Raw genomic sequence first — 21,428 nt, forward strand, 5'->3', positions numbered from 1 at the left:
GATCCCTTGTGAACTGAAGGAACCCCCATGCAGAACGACATTCCCGCCGACGACGGCGTCGAGCCCATCGCCATCGTCGGGCTCGCCGCCCGCCTGCCCGGCGCGGCCGACGTCGACGAGTTCTGGCGCAACCTGGTCGACGGCGTGGAGTCGACGACCGAGCTGACCCGCGAGGAGCAGCTCGCCCGCGGCGCCCGGCCGGAGGAGGTCGACGACCCGGGCTGGGTCAACCGCGCGCCGCTGGTGGACGGCTACGACGAGTTCGACGCCGGCCTGTTCGGGATGACCGCCCGCGAGGCCGAGATCACCGACCCGCAGCACCGGCTGTTCCTGGAGACCTGCTACACCGCGTTGCAGGACGCCGGCTACGACCCGGGCCGCTACGACGGCGCGGTCGGCGTGTACGCCGGCACCGGCGGCAACACCTACCTGCACCGCAACGTGTACCGCAACAAGCGGGTCGGCGGGAACCCGCACGGCGCGGTCTCGCTGGCCACCGGAAACTCGCCGAACTACGTGGCCACGAACGTGTCGTACCGGCTGGACCTGCGCGGCCCGAGCATGACAGTGCACACCGCCTGCTCCACCTCGCTGGTCGCGTTCCACCTGGCCTGCGAGGCGCTGCGCAACGGCGAGTGCGACATGGCCCTGGCCGGCGGCGTCAACATCGAGCTGCCGCACGTCGGCTACCTCGGCATGGACGGCTTCACCTCGCCGGACGGGCGGTGCCGGCCGTTCGACGCCGCCGCGAACGGCACGGTGTGGGGCAGCGGCGTCGGGGTGACGCTGCTCAAGCGGCTCACCGACGCGATCGCCGACGGCGACCACATCCGCGCGGTCGTGCTCGGCAACGCCATCAACAACGACGGCGCCGGGAAGGTCGGCTTCACCGCCCCCAGCATCGACGGGCAGACGGAGGCCATCGCCCAGGCCGTCGCGCTCGCCGGCGTCGACCCGCGCAGCATCAGCTACGTCGAGGCGCACGGCACCGGCACCGCGCTCGGCGACCCGATCGAGATCGCCGCGCTGTCCGCCGTCTACACCAGGGACACCGACGAGCGCGGCTGGTGCGGCATCGGGTCGGTGAAGTCGAACATCGGCCACCTCAGCCAGCCCTCCGGCATCGTCAGCGTGATCAAGACGGTGCTGGCGATGGAGCGCGGGCTGATCCCGCCGACCATCAACTACGAGACGCCGAACCCGGCCATCGACTTCGCCGAGACCCCGTTCTACGTGGCGAACACGCTGACCAAGTGGGACACCGACGGCGGGCCGCGCCGGGCCGGGGTCAGCTCCTTCGGCATCGGCGGCACCAACGCGCACGTGGTGCTCCAGGAGGCGCCCGCCGCGGAGCGGGACGAGCCGTCGGCCCGCCCGGCGCACCTGCTCCAGGTGTCGGCGAAGACCCCGGCCGCGCTGGACGTCGCCGTGCGGCGGCTCGCCGAGCACCTGGAGGGCGGCAGCGACGTGGCGCTCGCCGACGTGGCGCACACGCTGCGCGTCGGCCGCCAGACGTATGCCCACCGCGCCGCCGTCGTGGCCGGCGACCCGGGCAGCGCCGCCGCCGCGCTGCGCGAGCGGCGCAAGGGCCACCGGGGCGTCGCCGACGGACCCGCGCCCCGGGTGGCGTTCCTGTTCAGCGGCCAGGGCTCGCAGTACGCGGGGATGGGCGCCGAACTGTACGCCCAGGACCCGGCGTTTGCCGCCGCCGTGGACGAGTGTGCCGACCTGCTCCGGCCCGAGCTGGGCCTGGACATCCGGGATCTGATCCTCGGCCGCGACCCGGACGCGGCGGACAAGCTCACCGAGACCCGCTGGACGCAGCCCGCGCTGTTCACAGTCGAGTACGCCCTCGCCGTCGCCTGGCGGGCCGCCGGGGTCGTCCCGGCCGCGATGATCGGCCATTCCATCGGCGAGTACGTGGCCGCCACGCTCGCCGGGGTGCTCGACCTCGCGGACGCGCTGCGGGTGGTGGCCGCCCGGGGCCGGCTGATGCACTCCCTGCCCGCCGGTTCGATGCTGGCGGTCACGCTCGACGAGTCGGCGGTGGCCGACCGGCTGCCTGCGGGCCTGTCCGTGGCGACAGTCAACGGCCCCGGCACCTGCGTGGTGGCCGGTGAGACCGCCCTGGTGGAGGAGTTCGCCGCGAGTCTGGGCGGCAAGAACAAGTCGAAGCTGCTGCGCACCTCGCACGCGTTCCACTCGCCGATGATGGACCCGATCCTGGACGAGTTCACCGCGCTGATGGCCACCGTGCCGCTGCGGCCGCCCGCGGTGCCGTTCGTGTCGAACGTGACAGGCACCTGGATCACCGAGGCGCAGGCCACCGACCCGGCGTACTGGGCCGCGCACCTGCGTCGCCCGGTCCGCTTCGGCGCGTGCGTGGCCACAGTGCTCGCCGAGGGCACCTGGGCGCTCGTCGAGTGCGGCCCCGGCCGGCAACTGGCCAACCTGGCCCGGATGCAGGTCGCCAAGGCCGCCGAGGCGCAGCGTGCGCTCACCCCGCTTGGCAGCCTGCCCGGTCCGGGCGAGCAGACCGGCGACCTGGCCGCGCTGCTCGGCACGGCCGGCGCGCTGTGGTGCGCGGGCGTGCCGGTGCGACTGCCGGCCGACCCGGGCGCGCGGCGGGTGCCGCTGCCCACGTACCCGTTCGAGCGGCGCCGCTACTGGATCGACCCGGACCTGGAGCAGGAGGTTGTCGCGGCGCCCGCCGAGACCGGACCCCGGCCGTTGCCGGAGTGGTTCGCGGTGCCGGTGTGGCGCCAGGCCGCCCCGGCCCGCGCCGTGGAGCCGCTGGGCCGTTGCCTGGTGCTGGCCGACGGCCCGCGCGGCGAGGCGCTCGTGGCCGCGTTGCGCGCCGCCGGCGACGACCCGGTCGAGGTACGCGTCGGTGAGGCGTTCTCCGCCGGCCCCACCGGATTCCGGCTTCGCCCGGGCGTACGCGCCGACGCCGAGGCGCTGGTCGCCGCGCTCGGCGCCGACCTGCCCCGGCGGATCGTGCACGCGTTCGCCCTCGACGGCGAGCCGGCCGGCATCGACCCGGCGGCCGCCTGGGCGGCGCAGGAGCGCGGCTTCTTCGGCGCGCTGCACCTGGTGCAGGCCCTCGCCGGCGCCGGTGTGCCGGCCGACGAGGCGGGCGTACGCCTGGACCTGGTCACCGCCGGCATCGGCGACGTACGCGGTGACGACCTGGTCCGCCCCGAGCACGCCACGCTCGCCGGACTGGCCCGGGTCCTCCCGGCCGAGCTGCCCGGCCTGACCGTGCGGCTGCTCGACACCGATCCGGCCGCACGCGGCGTGGCCGCCCTGGTGGCCGAGCTGCGCAGCCCGGTCCACGCCGAGCACCCGGAGGTGGCGCTGCGCGGCGACCGCCGCTGGCTCGGCGGGTACGAGCAGGTGAGCGTGGCCGCCGAGGCCGAGCCGGGCGTGCTGCGCGAGGAGGGCCGCTACATGATCACCGGCGGTCTCGGCGGGATCGGCGTCACCCTGGCCGAGGACTTCGCCCGCCGGGCCCGCGCCAAGCTGGTGCTGCTGGCCCGCTCCGGGCTGCCGGAGCGGGACGACTGGGACGCGCACCTGGCGGTGCACGGCGGCGCCGACCGGGCCGGGCGCGCCATCGCGGCGATCCGCCGGATGGAGGCGGCCGGCGCCGACGTGCTGGTGCTGGCCGCCGACGTCACCGACCCGGACGACCTGCGCCGGGTCCGCGACGAGGCCGAGCGGCGGTTCGGCGGGCTCGACGGCATCGTGCACGCCGCCGGCCTGCCCGGCGGCGGCATGGCCGAGGTCAAGGAGCGCGACGAGGCGCAGCGCGTGCTGGCCCCGAAGCTGGCCGGCACGCTCGCGCTGGCCCAGGTCTTCGGCGACCTGCCGCTCGACTTCGTCGTCCTCTGCTCCTCGATCACCGCGGTGATCGGCGGTTTCGGCCAGGTCGACTACTGCGCCGCGAACAACTTCCTGGACGCCTTCGCGCGTTCCGGGGCCGGGTTCCGTGCCCCCGTGGTGTCGCAGAACTGGGGCGGCTGGGCCGAGGTCGGCATGGCGGTGGAGACCGCCGCGCCGGCCGCGTTCCGGGCCGCCGGGCGGGACACCGTGACCACAGCGGTCACGCACCCGGTGCTGACCACGATGGTCGCCGGGCCGGACGGCACGGTGCTGCACGGCCTGGTCGCCGCCGACACCCACTGGCTGCTCGACGAGCACCGGATCGGCGGGGTGCCGGTGGTGCCGGGCACCGCCCACCTGGAGTCGGTGCGCGCCGCGGTGGCCGCCGCGCTGCCCGCGCCGGGCCCGGACGCCGCTGTCGAACTGCGCGACGTGGTCTTCCTGGAGCCGTTCTCGGTGCCGGACGGCACTGTGGCCCAGTACCGGGTCGAGCTGACCCCAGCCGAGGACGGCACCGACTTCACTGTCGCCAGCCTCGCCGCCGGCCAGGCGCGTACCCACGTGCGCGGCACCGCCGGGTGGACCACCGAGGCGGCCCCGCCGGCCGCGGTGCCCGCCCTCGCCGGGCGGCGGGTCGACGACGACGCCTCGTTCGGCCGGGGACGCACCAGCATGCTGACGTTCGGCCCGCGCTGGGCGGCGCTGGCCGAGCACCACCTCGCCGACGGCGAGGAGCTGGCCCGCGTGCAGGCGCCCGCCGCCGCGCTGGGCGATCTGCCCTCGTGGGGGCTGCACCCGGCGCTGCTGGACGTGGCCACCGCGTTCGGCCGCGGCCAGGGCTCCGGCACCTACCTGCCGCTGTCGTACGGCCGGATCGTGGTGCGCGGCGCTCTGCCGGCGACGTTCCACAGTCACCTGCGGCACCGGCCCGCCGCCACCGACGAGGTGGTCGCCGCCGACCTGTCGCTGCGCGACCCGGCCGGGCGGGAGCTGGTCGCGATCAGCGACTTCGTGCTGCGCCGGGTCGACCAGGGCGCGTTCACCGGCAACCTGGCCGAGTCCTCGGCGGCGGACGCCGACGCCCCGGTGCCGGTGACCGAGGACATCCGCCCGGTCGACGGCGCGGAGGCGTTCCGGCGCAGCCTCGCCGCCGGACTCGGCGCCCAGGTGGTGATCGCCACCCGCACCGTTGCCGACATCCGGCGCCGGGCCGCCCGGGTCACCACCGACAGCATCGCCGAGGATTCCGGCGCGCCGTCCGGCACGCCGGACGCCACCGGCGGCGGCTCGGCCGCCCCGAGCACCGAGCTGGAGAGGACCATCGCCCAGGTGTGGCGTGACGGCCTCGGCGTCACCGACGTCGGCGTGGACGACGACTTCTTCGCCCTCGGCGGCAACTCGCTGGTCGCCGTGCAGCTGATCGCCGCCATGCGCAAGGCGACAGGGGTGCGGCTGCCGATGCGCAGCCTCTTCGAGACCCCCACGGTGGCCGGCCTGGCCGCCCGGATCGAGGAGCTGCGCGCCGAGGCGCCCGCCGACCAACCGGCCGCCCCGGCGGCGATCCCGGCCATCCCGCGGCTGCCCCGCGGCTGACACCCCCGACGCAAACAAGGAGACACCGCACCATGAGCGAGACAACCGCGACGCTGCCGGTGGTCGTCGAGAGCGACGGCCGGGCGCTGACCGACCTGATCACCGCCCGGCGCGCCGAGCTGCGGGACACCCTCGTCGCCAGTGGAGGGCTGCTGTTCCGCGGCTTCGACGTGGGCGGCGTGGACGGCTTCGACCAGGCCGTACGGGCCCTGGCCGGCGAGCCGCTGACCTACACCGAGCGCTCCTCGCCCCGGCACTCCATCAAGGGCCGGGTCTACACCTCGACCGACTACCCGCCGGACGAGGAGATCTTCCTGCACAACGAGAACTCGTACCAGGCGCGCTGGCCGCTGACACTGTTCTTCTACTGCGTCACGCCGCCGGACACCCGGGGCGCCACGCCGCTGGCCGACGTACGCCGGGTGTACGAGCTGATCGACCCGGCGGTACGCGAGGAGTTCGTCCGCCGCCGGTGGATGCTGGTGCGCAACTTCCACGGCGACTTCGGCACCCGCTGGCAGGAGGTGTTCAACACCGAGAACCGCGCCGAGGTCGAGGCGTACGCGGCGGCGAACGGGATCACAGTGGAGTGGGTCGGCAAGGACGGCCTGCGTACCCGCGCGGTCCGGGACGTGGTGCACCACCGGCCGGGATCGGACACCCCGCGCTGGTTCAACCACGCCACCTTCTTCCACCTGAGCACGTTGCCGGCCGACTACCAGGAGGGCCTGCTGGCCATGTTCGGCGCCGACGGGCTGCCGTCGAACACCTATTACGGCGACGGCGGCGAGATCCCCGCCGACGTCATGGACCACCTGCGCGCCGCCTACCGGGCGGCCACGGTCCGCTTCGACTACCAGCGCGACGACGTGCTGGTGGTGGACAACATGACCGCCGCGCACGGCCGGGAGCCGTTCACCGGCCCCCGCAAGATCGCCGTGGCGATGGCCGAGCCGCACACCCCCGACACCGCAGGAGCGAACTGACATGGCCGAATCCCGATTCCTTGTCGTCCGCAACGACGAGGAGCAGTACTCGATCTGGTCGGCCGACCGCGAGCTGCCCGCCGGCTGGCACGGCACCGGCTTCGTCGGCAGCCGCGAGGAGTGCCTGACCCACGTGGACGAGGTCTGGACCGACATGCGTCCCCGCTCGGTGCGCGAGGCCCTCTCATGACGCAGGAGTGGACCTTCCCGGCCTCCTACGCCCAGGAGCGGGTGTGGATGGCCAACCAGCTCGACGCCGGGTCGCCGGTGTTCAACGTCTCCTTCCCGTGGATGTTCCCGGCCGGCGTGGACGCCGACACGGCCAGCGACGTGGTCAACCGGGTGATCGCCCGGCACGAGACGCTGCGTACCCACCTGCGGGCCGACGACGGCGCGCTGGTTCAGGTCGTGCGCGCCCACGAGCCGGCGCCGCTGCCGGTCACCGACGTCACCCACCTGCCCGCCGGTGAGCAGCGAGGCGAGTTCGAGCGGATCCGCGGCGAGATGGCGCGGATGCCGATCCCGCTGGACGCGGCGCCGCTGTGGCGGGCCCGGCTGATCCGCATGGACGAAGGGCTGGCGCTGGCGTTCGTGGCGCACCACGCCGTCTTCGACAGCCACTCGGCGGTGCTGTTCCACGCCGAGCTTGTCGCGTTCTGCGCGGCCGCGCGCACCGGCGCCGAGCCCGCCGTGCCCGAGCTGCCCATCCAGTACGCCGACTTCGCGGTCTGGCAGCGCCAGCAGCTCACCGGTGCGGAACTGGACCGGCAGCTCGCGTTCTGGACCGGCCACCTGGCCGGCGCGCCGCCGGTCACCGGTCTGCCGCTGGACCGGCCCCGTCCGGTCCAGCTCGGCTTCGCCGGTGACGAGGTGCGCTTCACGCTGCCCGACGGGCTGCTGGACCGCGTCGGCGCGCTGGCCACCGGCGCGCAGGCCACCCCGTACATGGTGCTGCTGGCCGGTTTCGCGGCGCTGCTGTCGCGGATCTCCGGCGACGCCGACGTGGTGGTCGGCGTCTCCACCGCCGGCCGGGACAACCCGGAGCTGACGCCGCTGATCGGCATGTTCGTCAACCCGGTGGCGCTGCGCTGCGACGTCTCCGGCGACCCGACGTTCGCGGCGCTGCTCGGCCGGATCCGCAACGGCCTCATCGACGCCATGGAGCACGGGCAGGCGCCGTTCCAGAAGATCGTCGAGGCGGTCGACCCGCAGCGGAACCCGTCGGTGCAGCCGATCTTCCAGACCGCCCTGAACTGGATCCCGGACTCCGGCCTCGACCCGGTGGAGCTGGGCACCACGAAGGACGACCTGGCCTTCGACATCACCACCGGCGACTGCCGCCTGGTCTACCGGACCGAGCTGTTCGACCGGGGGACCGCCGAGTCGGTGGTACGCCGCTACGTGCGGCTGCTCGCCGCCGCCGTCGCCGAGCCGGAGCGGACCGTGGCCGCGCTGCCGCTGCTCACCGACGACGAGCGTGACCTGGTGCTCGGCGCCTGGAACGACACCGCCCGCGACGTGCCGGTGACCACAGTGGTCGACGAGGTGCAGCGGCAGGCCGCCGCCACCCCGGACGCGGCGGCGCTGGTCAGCGACGGCGTGACGCTGCGCTACGCCGAGCTGAACAGCGCCGCGAACCGGCTGGCCCGGCTGCTGGTGGCGCGCGGGGCCGGCCCGGAGACCCGGGTCGCGCTGGCCCTGCCCCGCTCCTGCGACCTTGTCGTCGCGATGCTCGCGGTGCTGAAGGCCGGCGCCGCGTACGTGCCGGTGGACACCACGTACCCGGCCGGGCGGATCGCGTACCTGCTCGAGGACGCCGCGCCCGCGCTGGTGGTGGCCGACCCGGACACCGCCGCCCTGGTGCCCGGCGACGCGCTGGTGCTCGACGGCGAGGTGGGCTCTGACCAGCCCGGCGAGGACCTCACCGACACCGACCGGGTCGCCCCGCTGCGCCCCGAGCACCCGGCGTACGTGCTCTACACCTCCGGCTCCACCGGCCGCCCGAAGGGCGTGGTGGTCGAGCACCGGGCGGTGACCGCGTACCTGGCCTGGGCCCGGGCCACCTACCCGGGGCTTTCCGGGGTGGCGCTGCTGCACTCGCCGGTCTCGTTCGACCTCACCGTCACCGGCCTGCTCGGCACGCTCACCGCCGGCGGCACGGTGCGGCTGGCCGCGATCGACGACCCGGCCGCCCGCGCCGGCGGCCGGCCGGCCTTCCTCAAGGTCACGCCGAGCCACCTGCCGCTGCTCGACGCCGAGCTGTCACCGACGACCGACCTGGTCATCGGCGGCGAGGCGCTGACCGGGGAGCAGCTCGCCGCGTGGCGGGCCGCGCACCCCGACGTCGCGGTGATCAACGAGTACGGCCCGACCGAGGCCACAGTGGGCTGCGTCGCGGCCCGCATCGCCCCCGGTGAGCCGCTCCCGGGCGGTCCGGTGCCGATCGGCACGCCCACCTGGAACACCCGGGCGCTGCTGTTCGACGCCGCCCTGCGCCCGGTGCCCCCGGGCGTGGTGGGGGAGCTGTACCTCACCGGCACGCAGCTCGCCCGTGGCTACCACGACCGGCCCGGGCTGACCGCCGAGCGGTTCCTGCCCTGCCCGTACGGTCCGCCCGGCGCCCGGATGTACGCCACCGGCGACCTGGCCCGCTGGCGCGCCGACGGCACGCTGGACTACCTGGGCCGCCGCGACGACCAGGTCAAGGTGCGCGGCATGCGCATCGAGCTGGGCGAGGTCGAGGCGGCGCTGCTGGCCCACCCGGACGTGCGCGCCGCCGCCGCAGCGGTACGCGCCGACGGCGGCGAGCCGATGCTCGTCGGCTACCTGGTGGGCCCGGCCCACGAGGACTCGGTCCGCGCCGAACTGGCCCGCGAGCTGCCCGCGCACCTGGTGCCGGCCGCCCTGGTCCGGCTGGACACGCTGCCGCTGACCCCGAACGGCAAGCTGGACCGCGCCGCGTTGCCCGCCCCGGCGGCGGCCGAGCCGGCCCAGGACAGCTACGTCGCGCCCCGCACCGAGGCCGAGGCCCTGGTCGCCGAGGTGTACGCCGAGATCCTCCAGGTGGAGAAGGTCGGCGCGCACGACGACTTCTTCGCCCTCGGCGGCAACTCGCTGCGCGGCATGCGGGCGATGGCCCGCATCCGCGCCGAGGTGGACGTCGAGCTGCCCATGCGGGCGCTGTTCAGCAGCCCCGTGGTGGCGGACCTGGCCGCCCAGATCGAAGAGCGGATCGCCGCCGAGCTCGACGGCCTCTCCGACACCGAGGTCGCCGCGCTGCTCGCGGCGGAAGAGGGAACCAACTGATGACCGACCTGAAGGATCCGGCCCGCGAGGCGGCCCGGCAGGCGCTGATCGCCCGACGGCTACGCGCCCGCCAGACCGCCCCCGCGGCCCGGATCACCCCTCGCCCGGCCGGCGCCGAGGTGCCGCTGTCCTACGCCCAGGAGCGGGTCTGGTTCATGGACCAGCTCGCTCCGGGCGAGGCGGCGTACCACATCGCGGTGCCGTTGCGGGTGCGCGGGCCGCTCGACGTGGACGCGCTGCGCGCCGCCCTGACCGGGCTCGCCGAGCGGCACGAGTCGCAGCGCACCCGCTTCCCGGCCGACGCCGACGGCCGTCCCACTGTCGTGATCGCGGACACCGCGGACGTGCCATTGACGGTGGTGGACGCGCCCGACGAGGCCGCCGCGCAGGCGCTGGTCGAGGAGGCGGCGGCCGAGCCGTTCGACCTCGCCGACGGGCCGCTGCTGCGGGCGCTGCTGATCCGGCTCGCCGCCGAGGAGCACGTGCTGTTCCTCGCCCAGCACCACATCGTCGGCGACGGCTGGTCGGTGGACGTGCTGCTGCGTGACCTGATCACGCTCTACCGGGGCGGCGAGCCGCCCGCCCTGCCGATCCAGTACGGCGACTTCGCCGTCTGGGAGACGCGGGAGCTGGACGGCCCGCAGGCGCGGGCGCACGTCGACTACTGGAAGCAACGGCTGGCCGGCATCACCCCGCTGGAACTGCCGCTGGACCGGCCGCGCCCGGCCACCCAGACCTACCGGGGTGACTTCGTCGAGTTCCAGCTCGACCCGGCCGCCACCGAGGCGCTCAACGCGCTCACCCGCGACAGCGGCGGCACGCTGTTCATGACGTTGCTCGCCGCGTACCAGGTGCTGCTGGCCCGGCACTCCGGCCAGGACGACTTCGCGATCGGCGCCTCGGTGGCCGGCCGGTCCGCGCCGGAGCTGGAGAACCTCGTCGGCATGTTCATCAACATGCTGCCGCTGCGCGCCGACCTGGACGGCGACCCGACGTTCACCGAACTGCTGGAGCGCACCCGCCGCACCGTGCTGGACGGGTTCGAGCACGCCGAGGTGCCGTTCGCCAAGGTCGTGCACGAGCTGGGCCTGCCGCGCGACGTCAGCCGCTCCCCGGTGTTCCAGGCCATGTTCGTGCTGCAGAACTACGAGATGGGCCGGTTCACCGGCGTGTCCCGCACCGACGAGGTCACCTTCACCTGGACGCCGATGGAGTTGCGGGCCACCCGCTTCGACTTCGAGCTGCACGCGGTCGAGACCGTCGACGGGCTCTGGGGCAAGCTGGTCTTCAACACCGACCTGTTCGACCGGGCCACCGTGGAACGGATGGCCCAGCGGTGGACCGCGCTGCTGGACGCGCTCGTCGCCGCGCCGGACACCCCGGTGTCGCGGCTGCCGCTGCTGCCCGCCGCCGAGCGGGAACTGCTGGCCGCGTGGAACGACACGACCGCCGACTTCCCGCGCGCGCAGACGCTGCACGGCCCGATCGAGGAGCGCGCCGCCACCGCCCCGGAGGCGGTGGCGGTCACCATCGACGGGCACAGCCGCACGTACGCGCAGCTCAACGCGCAGGCCAACCGCGTCGCGCACCGGCTGCGCGCGGCCGGCGTCGGCCCGGAGACCCTCGTCGGGGTCTGCGCGGAACGCTCGGTGGAACTCGTCGCCGGGCTGCTCGGCGTGCTCAAGGCCGGCGGCGCGTACCTGCCGCTGGACCCGGAGTACCCGGCCGACCGGCTCGCGTTCATGGTCGGCGACGCGGACGCGCCGGTGGTGCTGGTCCAGTCGCACCTGCGCGACGTCCTGCCGGACACCGGCGCCACGGTGCTCGAACTGGACGACGCCGCGGTCTGGGCCGGCCAGCCCGAGACCGACCCGGTGCCCACCGCCGGGCCGGAGCACCTGGCGTACGTCATCTACACCTCCGGTTCCACCGGCCGCCCGAAGGGCGTGCCCAACACCCACCGGGGCATCGTCAACCGGCTCGACTGGATGCAGAAGACGTACCGGCTCGGCGCCGACGACGCGGTGCTGCAGAAGACGCCTGCCAGCTTCGACGTGTCGGTGTGGGAGTTCTTCTGGCCGCTGCGCGCCGGCGCCCGCCTGGTGCTGGCCAGGCCCGGCGGCCACAAGGACGCCGGCTACCTGCGTGACCTGCTGGTGTCCGAGCGGATCACCACCGCCCACTTCGTACCCTCGATGCTCACCGTCTTCCTCGCCGAGGACGGCGTCGAGGCGGCCACCGCCCTGCGCCGGGTGATCTGCTCCGGCGAGGAGCTGCCGTTGGCCTCGGCGGTCGACTTCACCGCCCGGCTGCCCTGGTGCGGCCTGCACAACCTGTACGGCCCGACCGAGGCGGCCATCGACGTGACCGCCTGGGCGTGCGAGCCGGACCGGCTCGCGGAGGTGACGAGCGTGCCGATCGGCGCGCCGATCGCCAACCTGCGGCTGCACGTGCTCGACCCGTCCGGCGCGCAGTGCCCGGTCGGCGTGGCCGGCGAGCTGCACATCGGCGGTGTCGGGCTGGCCCGCGGCTACCACCGCCGGCCGGCGCTGACGGCGGAGAAGTTCGTCCCCGACCCGTTCTCCGGCGCGCCGGGCGCCCGCCTCTACCGCACCGGCGACCTGGCCCGCTGGGTGATCGGCCCGGACGGCGCCGGGGTGATCGAGTTCCTGGGCCGCATCGACCACCAGGTCAAGCTGCGCGGCCTGCGCATCGAGCTGGGCGAGATCGAGAGCGCGCTGCGCGAGCAGCCGGGCGTCACCGAGGCCACGGTGATCGTCCGCGAGGACAGCCCCGGCGACAAGCGGCTCACCGCGTACCTGGTGGGGGCGGCGGAGCACACCGCGTTGAAGGCGGCGCTGAAGGACACGCTGCCCGAGTACATGGTGCCGGCCGCGTTCGTCACGCTCGACGCGCTGCCGCTGACCCCCAACGGCAAGCTGGACCGCAAGGCGCTACCGGCGCCGGTGGTCACCCGCGAGGCGTCGGTGGCGCTTGTCGAGCCGCGCGACGACACCGAGCGGGCGCTCGCCGCGATCTGGTCCGAGGTGCTCGGCGTGGACACGCTCGGCATCGACGACGACTTCTTCGACCTGGGCGGGCACTCGATGCTCGCCACCCAGGTGGTCGCGAAGATCCGCAAGGCGGAGCTGGGCGGCCGGGCGGTCGGCGTGATGGACCTGTTCCAGCAGCGCGCCATCCGCGACCTGGCCGCGTTCATCTCCGGCGACGCCGCCCAGGAGGGGCCGCGCCGGCTGCTCTACGAGCTGACCAAGCCGATCCCGGCGGCGAAGCGGGTGCTGACGTACGTCTGTGTGCCGTACGGCGGCGGCAGCGCCATCGTCTACCAGCCGCTGGCCGACGCGCTGCCGGCCGGGCACGCGCTGTGGTCGCTGGCCATCCCCGGCCACGACGTCGGCCTCACCGAGGACGCGCTGCCGTTCGAGGAGCTGACCAGCCGGGTCGCCGACGAGATCCTGGAACGGGTCGAGGGGCCGATCGCCCTGTACGGCCACTGCGGCGTGGGCAGCGCGATCGTCGCCGAGGTGGCCCGCAAGGTCGAGGCGGCCGGCCGGGACCTGGAGGCCGTCTACATCGGCGCGATGTTCCCGTTCGCCCGCCCCAAGGGCGTCTTCTCGGCCGCCCGCAACAAGCTGGAGCAGCTGCGCAGCAACAAGCACTACGCGAGCTGGCTCAAGTCGATGGGCGTGGACACCGACGAGCTGGACCCGGAGCAGGCCGACCGGATCATCAGCAACATGCGGGCCGACTCCCGCGCCTCGGAGGAGTACTTCACCCGGCTGCTGGACCAGCAGGCGACGAAGCTGCGCGCGCCGATCGTCTCGGTGGTCGGCTCGGAGGACCCGGTCACCGACTACTACCGCGAGCGGTACACCGAGTGGCAGTTCCTCAGCGACACGCTCGGGCTGGTCGTGCTCGACCAGGCCGGCCACTTCTTCCTCAAGTACCGCGCCGAGGAACTGGCCGAGATCGTCAGCCAGACACATCCCGCCGTGACGGCCGGCGACGTCAGCGCGCTGACGCCGGAGGCCCGGGGTGAGGACGCCGGCTGGGCGGTGGCGGACACGCTGCGCGTGGGCGTGACCCGCAAGGTCAGCACCGCGGTCAAGCCGAGCATGGGCCGCTTCCTGGCCATCACGGTCGGGCAGCTCGTCTCCAGCACCGGATCGGCGCTCACCGCGTTCGCGCTGCCGATCTGGCTGTTCAACCGCACCGGCTCGGTGGCGAACCTCGGCCTGCTCTGGGCGCTCGCGCTGATCTGCGGCGTGCTCATGCTGCCGGTGGCCGGCGCGCTGGTCGACCGGGTCAGCCGGCGGCGGATCATGATGACGGCCAGCTGCTTCGCCGGATCCGTCCAGCTGGTGCTGGCCGCCCTGCTGTGGACCGACAACCTGGTGCTCTGGCACATCTACATGCTGGTGGCGCTGAGTTCGGTGGCCGGGTCGTTCCAGCGGATCGCGTTCCAGTCGGCGGTGCCGCAACTGGTGCCCAAGCGCTACCTCGGGCACGCCATGGGCATCACCCAGCTGTCCACCGGTGTGGCCACGCTGCTCATGCCGGCGTTCGCGGCCGGCCTGCTCGCCACCATCGACCTCAAGGGCATCCTGCTCGTCGACGTGGCCAGCTACGTGCTCGCGGTGCTCACCCTCGCCGTGGTCCGCTTCCCGGACATGCTCGGCTGGCGGCCCCGGGAACGGCTGCTCGTGGCCATCGCCAACGGGATGCGCTACTCCTGGCGGCACCGCGGGTTCCGGCTGATGCTCGGCTACTTCGCGCTGGGCAACATCTTCCTGGCGCCGGCGCTGGTGCTCATCACCCCGCTCGTGCTGTCGTTCGGCAGCCCCACCCAGGTCGCCCAGGTCGCGCTGGCCGAGGCGGTCGGCGCGGTGCTCGGTGGCGTGCTGATGTCGCTGTGGGGCGGTCCGCGCAAGCGCCGGATGATCGGCGTGCTGATCGGCAACCTGGGCACCGCCATCGGCTGCATCCTGATCGGCCTGGACGCGTCGGTGGCGATGATCTGCGTCGGCTTCTGCTGGCTGGCCATGTCGATGACCACCGCGCAGTCGATCTACGCGACGATCGTGCAGGTGAAGGTGCCGCAGCGCTTCCACGGCCGGGTGTTCAGCCTCAACCAGACCATCTCCTGGTCCACTCTGCCGATCGGGTTCGCGCTGCTCGCGCCGGGCGCAACCGCGTTGTTCGAGCCGATGCTCGCACCGGGCGGGTCGCTCGCGGGCACGGTGGGCGCGGTGATCGGCACCGGACCGGGCCGGGGTATCGGCTTCGCGTACATCTGTTTCGGCGCGGCGCTGGTCCTGGTCACGCTCGGCGGGTTCGCGATCCGCCTGCTGCGCCGCTTCGACATCGAGGTGGAGGACTCCCTGCCGGACGACCTGATCGGCGCCCAGGAGCGCGAGAAGCGCCTGGCCGCCAAGGCCGAGGAGAAGGAACTCGCCTCGGTCTGACCGTGTCGATCAAGGAGTTCGTGTCGGTTCCGGGCCTCCCGGCCGGCACGAACTCCTTGGTCACGGGGCGGAGGGTGGGTGCCGCCCCGGAGGGGTCGGTTGCGCTACCAGCGTTGGCCCTCCGGGGCCGGATCCGGCTCCGTCCACCCGTCCGAACGCCGGGGCTGCACGATGAGCAGCGCCACCAACAGGTGGGGGACGGCCACCGGCACCGCCGCCTTCGCACCGGCCGCGGCGAACACGAACAGCGGGAGCGGCACGCCGAAGAGCAGAATCGCGGCCAGCCTGAACCAGTACCACCGCACGCGGGACAGCAGGCGCAGCACTCCCAGGCAGCCGGCGGCCAGAGCGCTCACCATCAGCCCACCGGGGCTGAGGAGCACGGACGGCAACTCGGTGAGGGCCTGGCTGAAAGCCTCGACGAGGCCGCCGGCCGGGGCCGGCTCCCACAGCAGGGGGACCACGACGGCGACACCGACGTAGAGCAGCAGGTGGATGCCGACCCACGGGAGGGCAGGCAGGGCGGCGAGAGCGTTGACCGGTCGCGGGCGAGGCGCATCGACGTTCACGGGCGCGAGCGTAGCCGGAATCCGGCGGTGTGCGGCTAGCCTCGATTCCATGATCGACGAATTCGCCGACGGGTTGCTGGGGGAGGTGACCCGCCTCGATCCGTGTGTGGCGGTGGTCGAGGCCGGTGAGCAGGACGTCGACGGGCTCACCGACTACAGCCCGGAGGGTCACCAGGCCCGCGCCGATCTCGCCGCGCGCGCCCTGCGCCGGATCGAGGCGCTGCCCGCCACGAGCCCGCTGCACGAGCACCTCGCCGAACGGCTGCGCGCCCGGATCGCCTTCCACACCGCCGGGGAGGACCTGCGGGAACTGCACGTCGCGGCCACCGGCCCGCTCCAGCTCATCCGCCAGTGCGTCGAGTCCGCGGTGCCGGGCCGCGACGCCGGGCGCGCGGCCTACGAGGACGGCTGGGCCCGCGTGGGCGCGCGCCAGGCCGCGATCCCGGCGTCCCTGGACGGGTACGCCCGCAGTCTGCTGGTCGCCGCCGAACGCGGTCACCTGCCCACACGACGCCAGGTGGACCTGGTGACGCAGCGCTGCCGCAACTGGATCGACGACGACACGGCGCTCGTGGAGCGCTACGGCGACGGCCCGCAGCGCCCGTCGTTGCAGGCGGCGGCGCGGTACGCGCGGGAGGCGTACCGGAGGTTCGCGACGACGCTCACCGCGGACCTGGCGCCGCGGGCGCGCGACGACGAGGCGTTCGGCCCGGCGCGGTACGCCCTCTGGGTGCGGACCTTCCTCGGGATGGAACCGGACCTGCGCGAGCTGTACGAGTGGGGCTGGGACGAGTTCACCGCGACCGAGGCGCAACTGGTCGCGGAGGCGAAGACCCTGGGCGGGACCGTGCCCGAGGCGCTGGACCGGCTCGGCCGCCCCGACGCGCCCGGCACCCTGCACAGCCGGGCCGCGTTCGGCGCGTGGTTGCAGGAGCTGCTGGAGGCCACCATCGAGCGGCTGCACGGCACGCACTTCGACATCCCCGCGCCGCTGCGCCGCGTCGAGTCGCGCATCACCGCGTCGGGCGGCACCGCCTACACCGCGCCGTCGCGGGACCTGACGCGGCCGGGCCGGGTCTCGTGGCTGCTGCCCGCGGGCCAGGAGAGCTTCCCCACCTGGCGGGCCTACAGCACCGCGTACCACGAGGGCGTTCCCGGCCACCACCTGCAACTCGGCGCCGAGGCGTGCCGGGGCGGTCCCGGGCAGCGGCTGAACCTGCTCGGCGGACTCTCCGGCGCCCAGGAGGGCTGGGCGCTGTACGCCGAGCGGTTCATGGACGAGCTCGGGCTCTACGAGCAGCCCGGCGCGCGGCTGGGACACCTGTTCATGCAGTTGCTGCGGGCGGCCCGGGTGGTGCTCGACATCGGCCTGCACCTGCGGCTGCCGATGCCGTCCGCCGACGGCGCGCCGTGGACGCCGGAGGCGGCGCTGGCCCTGCTGCGCGACCGCTGCCACCAGGGGCCGTACGCGCCCCTGGAACTGGCCCGGTACCTGGGCCGCCCCGGGCAGGCGCTCACCTACAAGGTGGGGGAGCGGGTGTGGCGGGACGGCCGCGCGGCGTTCCCCGGCGACCGGCGGGCGTTCCACAGCCACGCCCTGGCGCTCGGCTCGCTGGGGCTGGACCAGCTCACCAGCGCGCTCGCCGCCTACCCGGCCTCGTCGGCGGGCAGCTCCTCCGGGTCGGCCACCCAGGCGGAGTAGACGGGCAGGGCGTGCCAGGGGCCGCCGGCCGGGTCGGTGGTCACCGCGACCACCGCGTACGGGTGACCGAAGCGCAGCTCGGCGACGCGGGCGACGCCCTCCGGCGGCAGCGCTGTCGCCCGGCCGAACGCGGTCACGGCGGCGGCCTCGAAGCCGTAGCGGCCGAACCGGGCAACCGCCGACTGCGCGGCGTCGAACCCCGGCCCGGCCAGTCCCAGCAGCCGGCCCAGCGCCCGCGCCGCCGCGTCGAAGCCGAACCCGGCCGCGGTCAGGTCGTGCCGGCTCTGCGCCGACCAGCACGGCAGCACCGCCGTCGCGCGTTCCTCCCGGCCGTCGTCCGCGTACGTCCGGGTCGACTCCTCCCGCAGCGTCCACAGCGGCGTCTCGCCCAGCGGCAGGTCGAACAGCGAGCGGCGGCCCGGGTCCGGCCCGTCCGGCGCCGTGGCGGCGGCCACGGCCAGCTCCTGCGCGGCGGCCAGCACGTCGGTGGCCGGAACCTGCGGCGCGGCGGCCACCGACACCACGAGCATCCCGGCGCCGTCGTCGCCCTCGGCAGCCCGGACCGCGTGCACCGCCACCTCGCCGGCCCGGTCGGTGGCCGCCACCCAGCAGCGGTGCCCGAACGGCGGCGTGCGCAGCACCCGGCTCAATCGGCTCGACCAGGCGCTGCCCGCGCCCAGTTCCGTGCCCGGGGCGGTGTCGAACGGGTCGGCCCACGACACCCGGGTGGCCAGCGCGTTCGCCAGGACCAGCAGCGTGTCCGGGGCGACGTCGAGCGGGAACCGCTCGATCAACCCGCCGGTACGCTCCCGCGCCCAGGCGTCGAGCGCCGCCTGGTCGGGCAGCGCGCCGCGTTCGGTGTCCTCCGGCAGGGCGGCCCGCCACGCGGCCAGCTCCGCCATCGGCGTGCGCTCCCACAGCGCGGTGGCCGCGGCGACCATCGGGTGCGGCGCGGCGAGCAGCGCCCGCGCCTCGGCGGCGGCGTCGTCCGGGTCGAGACCGAGCGCCCCGGCCAGCGCCGCACGGTCCTCCCCGGTGGCGGTCGGGCCGGTCAGCGCCAGCAGCAGCCAGGCACCGAGCGGCGAGGCGACGTGGTGGGTGTCACCGGCGGCGCGGTGCAGCCGCTCGGCGTAACGGGCCAGGGGTGCGCGCAGGGGAGTCACGGCTCCACTCTGCCCGTTCGCGCGCCGCGTGGCACGCCCGCGCTCAGGACCACAATTCGAACGGCTCGTCGATCTCCTCGCCGGCCAGGAACGCCGGCAGCAGCTCCGGCAGCCGCCCGGGATAGCAGCGCGGCCGCTCGGCGAGCACCTCGGCCAGCGGCCACCAGCGGAATCCGAAGTAGTCCTCCACCTCGTAGTCCAGCCGCAGCGCCTCGTCCACGTCCGGTCCGGGGCCGGGCAGCCGTACCGCCACGATCACCTCGTCCTGGAGGTGGCGGCGCTGCCGGTGCCGGAAGCTGGCCCGCCGCCGCCACGTCGGCGCGCCCACCTCGTCCGGGCCGACGGCGATGCCTGTTTCCTCGCGCAGTTCGCGTACCGCCGCCTCCCGGTACGTCTCACCCGGGTCCAGCCCGCCGCCGGGCAGCTCCCACCACACGCCGAGGTCCGGATGATCCGGGTCGCGGGTGTGGAACAGCAGCAGGCGGTCGGTGGCGTCGAGCACCACCAGCCGCACCGCGCTGCGCTCGAACACCGGCAGATCGTCGGGTAGCTGCACGCCCCCAGCGTAAGGAAGGGCCCCTTCTTAACGCCTGCGGTAGTAGAAGGGCCCCTTATTAACAGCGCGCCTCGCGGCGCCCCGCCTCGCGGCGCCCCGCCTCGCGGCGCCCCGCCTCGCGGCGCCCCGCCTCGCGGCGCCGCGCGCGCCGAACCGCTCAGCCGGCGTCGACGATCCGGGCCACGTCGGCCGGCAGCGGGTACGGCCGCTCCACCGGCAACAGCGCCGCCGCGCCGGCCTCGTCGCCGTCGGTGAGACGGCCGTGCACGGACCGGGCCAGCCCGGTGACGTCGGTCAGCCCGAGGACCCACTCGTCGACGTACCGGTGGACCGCCTCGCCGGACAGTCCGACCTGCAGCGAGCGGTACGGCCGCAGTGGAACTTCACCTGCGCCGAGCTGAGCAGCGGCGCCAGCCGCAGCGAGCGTTCCGGGTCCCACTGCACCCGCACCGGGCTGACCCGCAGGCCGCGCTGCCATGCCTCCCGGTCCGGGTGCAGGCGGGGGTCGTAGCTGCTGAGGCAGGCGTGCCGCAGGGCCCACTCGAAGCCGGCCCGGCTGATGTCGACAGCCAGCACCCGTTCCTGGCCCGGCTTGAGCGCCCAGCCGCAGCGGTACATCATCCAGCGGAACGACGGCTTGATCCAGGTCATCCGCTCCCGCTTGAACGGCGGCACGAACCGGCCCGCGCGCAGCGCGGCGTCGGCGATCTCCGGCGGGTACGCCTGGTAGACGGTGACGGCGTCCGCTGTGAACGCGGCGCGGATCTGGTGGCGGGGCACTGTCACCGGCGCATGATGGCACCGCGTACCCGACCCGGCGACCCGATTCCCGGGCGGTCGCACCCCGGCCGATAGGCTGCCCGCCGTGGCAGGTCTGTTGAAGAACGTGGCGTCGCGGCTCGGCCGGATCACCCGGGGCGTGCCCGCCCCGGCCCGCACGGGCGGGCCGATCCCGGCTCAGGTCGCGCGCCGCCGCCAGGTCAGCGCGTTGCAGAGCCGCGAGTTGTCGTACGCGCCGGAGCCGGACGGCCAGGCCGACCCGGGCGAGATCGTCTGGACCTGGGTGCCCTACGAGGACGATCCCCGCCAGGGCAAGGACCGCCCGGTGCTGGTGGTGGGACGGCACAGCCGCACCTTGTTCGGGCTGATGCTGTCCAGCCAGAGCGATCGGGACGGCCAGCGGCACTGGCTGGCGCTCGGCCCGGGGGAGTGGGACCGGGACAACCGGCCCTCCTGGGTGCGCCTGGACCGGGTGCTCACCATGCGCGAGGACAGCATCCGCCGCGAGGGCGCGGTGCTGGACCGGCCGCGGTTCGACCGGGTCGGGCAGGCGCTGCGCGCCGGCTACGGCTGGCGCTGACCGAGCGCCCGGGGCCCGCGCCGAGCGGGTGAGCCGGACCGACCGGGCACGGGGACCGACCGGGCCGGTCAGTACTCCGCGACGAGCTGGCGGGGCGGCCGGGCCGCGCCCAGCGTCTTCGCCTCGTACATGGCGGCGTCGGCGCGGCACAGCGCGTCGGTGAGCTGCTTCGGGCAATGGACCGGCGCCAGCCCGACCGAGGCGGTGACCTGGATGCTGCGCGCGCCCAGCGGGATCGGCGCGGCGAGCGCCTCGCAGAGCCGCCGGGTGGCGTGCTCGATCCACCGGCGGTCCGCCGTGGGGCTGGCCAGCAGGCCGGCGAACTCGTCGCCGCCGAGGCGGGCCACCAGGTTGTTGCCGGCGAACGCGGCGAGCCGCTGCGCGACGGCGATCAACACCTGGTCGCCGGCGGCGTGCCCGTAGCGGTCGTTCACCTGCTTGAAGTTGTCGAGGTCGAGGACGACAGCGACCAGTGGCTGGCCGGCCGGGTCGGTGAGCAGGGTGGCGGCCAGCCGGAAGAACGCGCGGCGGTTGGGCAGCCCGGTGAGCGGGTCGTGGCTGGCCGCGTGCCGTTCGGCGGCCAGTTCGGCCTGGAGCAGCTCGATTTCGGCCTCGGCGCGTACGGCGCGACGGCGCAACTGCCAGGCCGAGATCAGGGCGCCGGCGGCGGATATGCCGGAGGCGACGGTCATCGGATCCGGCACGCGCGTCCTCCTCACCGCAGTCCCCTAGCCGCGCGCGGCGGCATCCGGAGGCCGGGTTCGGGTCACCGAATGTGAGCGACCCGGCACACCGTACGTTTCGGCTATCATGCTCTCCGTC

General features: G+C 74.6%; 11 protein-coding genes and 1 pseudogene. 7 read left to right on the plus strand and 5 right to left on the minus strand.

Annotated elements, in window-relative coordinates; all coding sequences use genetic code 11:
- Positions 1–27: 27 nt before the first annotated feature.
- From FHU28_RS17525 to FHU28_RS17545, 5 genes are read left to right on the plus strand one after another with little or no spacing between them, the layout of a single operon-like run.
- Entirely contained in the window at positions 28–5,478 is a 5,451-nt protein-coding gene (locus FHU28_RS17525) for a type I polyketide synthase (RefSeq protein ID WP_184685557.1), read from the plus strand.
- A 32-nt stretch (positions 5,479–5,510) separates the two neighbouring features.
- Positions 5,511–6,464 carry a TauD/TfdA family dioxygenase gene (locus tag FHU28_RS17530; protein WP_184685558.1) on the plus strand — a complete coding sequence of 318 codons (954 nt, stop codon included), beginning with the start codon at positions 5,511–5,513 and terminating at the stop codon, positions 6,462–6,464.
- A 1-nt stretch (position 6,465) separates the two neighbouring features.
- On the plus strand, positions 6,466–6,654 hold the full coding sequence (locus tag FHU28_RS17535) for an MbtH family protein (RefSeq protein WP_184685559.1): 189 nt from the start codon (positions 6,466–6,468) through the stop codon (positions 6,652–6,654).
- Positions 6,651–9,770, plus strand: coding sequence for a non-ribosomal peptide synthetase (locus tag FHU28_RS17540; RefSeq protein ID WP_184685561.1), 3,120 nt, complete (start codon positions 6,651–6,653; stop codon positions 9,768–9,770). Before FHU28_RS17535 ends, FHU28_RS17540 begins: the two co-directional genes overlap by 4 nt.
- Positions 9,770–15,256, plus strand: a complete 5,487-nt coding sequence (locus FHU28_RS17545) for a non-ribosomal peptide synthetase/MFS transporter (protein WP_184685562.1) — start codon at positions 9,770–9,772, stop codon at positions 15,254–15,256. Before FHU28_RS17540 ends, FHU28_RS17545 begins: the two co-directional genes overlap by 1 nt.
- A 104-nt stretch (positions 15,257–15,360) precedes the next feature.
- Here FHU28_RS17545 and FHU28_RS17550 read toward each other — a convergent pair whose 3' ends face one another.
- Entirely contained in the window at positions 15,361–15,825 is a 465-nt protein-coding gene (locus tag FHU28_RS17550; protein WP_184685563.1) for a hypothetical protein, read from the minus strand.
- 49 nt (positions 15,826–15,874) lie between these two features.
- On the opposite strand from FHU28_RS17550, the gene FHU28_RS17555 reads away from it, so the two are divergent.
- Complete coding sequence (locus tag FHU28_RS17555; protein ID WP_184685564.1) at positions 15,875–17,527, plus strand: DUF885 domain-containing protein; 1,653 nt, start codon at positions 15,875–15,877, stop codon at positions 17,525–17,527.
- Here the strand turns inward: FHU28_RS17555 and FHU28_RS17560 are convergent.
- The 3 genes and pseudogenes from FHU28_RS17560 to FHU28_RS17570 form a co-directional block, all read right to left on the minus strand.
- A complete protein-coding gene (locus FHU28_RS17560) occupies positions 17,473–18,690 on the minus strand; it encodes a serpin family protein (RefSeq protein WP_184685567.1) in 1,218 nt (405 codons plus the stop codon). The two genes, FHU28_RS17555 and FHU28_RS17560, sit on opposite strands and share 55 nt — an antisense overlap.
- Before the next feature lie 43 nt (positions 18,691–18,733).
- Positions 18,734–19,246 (minus strand): NUDIX hydrolase, encoded by a 513-nt coding sequence (locus tag FHU28_RS17565; protein ID WP_184685569.1) that lies wholly within the window; start codon positions 19,244–19,246, stop codon positions 18,734–18,736.
- 157 nt (positions 19,247–19,403) lie between these two features.
- Positions 19,404–20,032: pseudogene (locus FHU28_RS17570) on the minus strand (DUF4291 domain-containing protein).
- 79 nt (positions 20,033–20,111) lie between these two features.
- Here FHU28_RS17570 and FHU28_RS17575 point away from each other — a divergent pair.
- On the plus strand, positions 20,112–20,606 hold the full coding sequence (locus FHU28_RS17575) for a type II toxin-antitoxin system PemK/MazF family toxin (protein ID WP_184685570.1): 495 nt from the start codon (positions 20,112–20,114) through the stop codon (positions 20,604–20,606).
- A 68-nt stretch (positions 20,607–20,674) separates the two neighbouring features.
- Here FHU28_RS17575 and FHU28_RS17580 read toward each other — a convergent pair whose 3' ends face one another.
- Entirely contained in the window at positions 20,675–21,310 is a 636-nt protein-coding gene (locus FHU28_RS17580; protein ID WP_184685572.1) for a GGDEF domain-containing protein, read from the minus strand.
- Positions 21,311–21,428 lie beyond the last annotated feature (118 nt).

This window comes from Micromonospora echinospora, from assembly GCF_014203425.1.
Classification (GTDB): Bacteria; Actinomycetota; Actinomycetes; order Mycobacteriales; family Micromonosporaceae; genus Micromonospora; species Micromonospora echinospora_A.

Bases quoted from the DNA above. Each gene is read 5' to 3' on its own strand.
- FHU28_RS17525 (WP_184685557.1), top strand. From the start codon at position 28: ATGCAGAACGACATTCCCGCCGACGACGGCGTCGAGCCCATCGCCATC.
- FHU28_RS17530 (WP_184685558.1), top strand. From the start codon at position 5,511: ATGAGCGAGACAACCGCGACGCTGCCGGTGGTCGTCGAGAGCGACGGC.
- FHU28_RS17535 (WP_184685559.1), top strand. From the start codon at position 6,466: ATGGCCGAATCCCGATTCCTTGTCGTCCGCAACGACGAGGAGCAGTAC.
- FHU28_RS17540 (WP_184685561.1), top strand. From the start codon at position 6,651: ATGACGCAGGAGTGGACCTTCCCGGCCTCCTACGCCCAGGAGCGGGTG.
- FHU28_RS17545 (WP_184685562.1), top strand. From the start codon at position 9,770: ATGACCGACCTGAAGGATCCGGCCCGCGAGGCGGCCCGGCAGGCGCTG.
- FHU28_RS17555 (WP_184685564.1), top strand. From the start codon at position 15,875: ATGATCGACGAATTCGCCGACGGGTTGCTGGGGGAGGTGACCCGCCTC.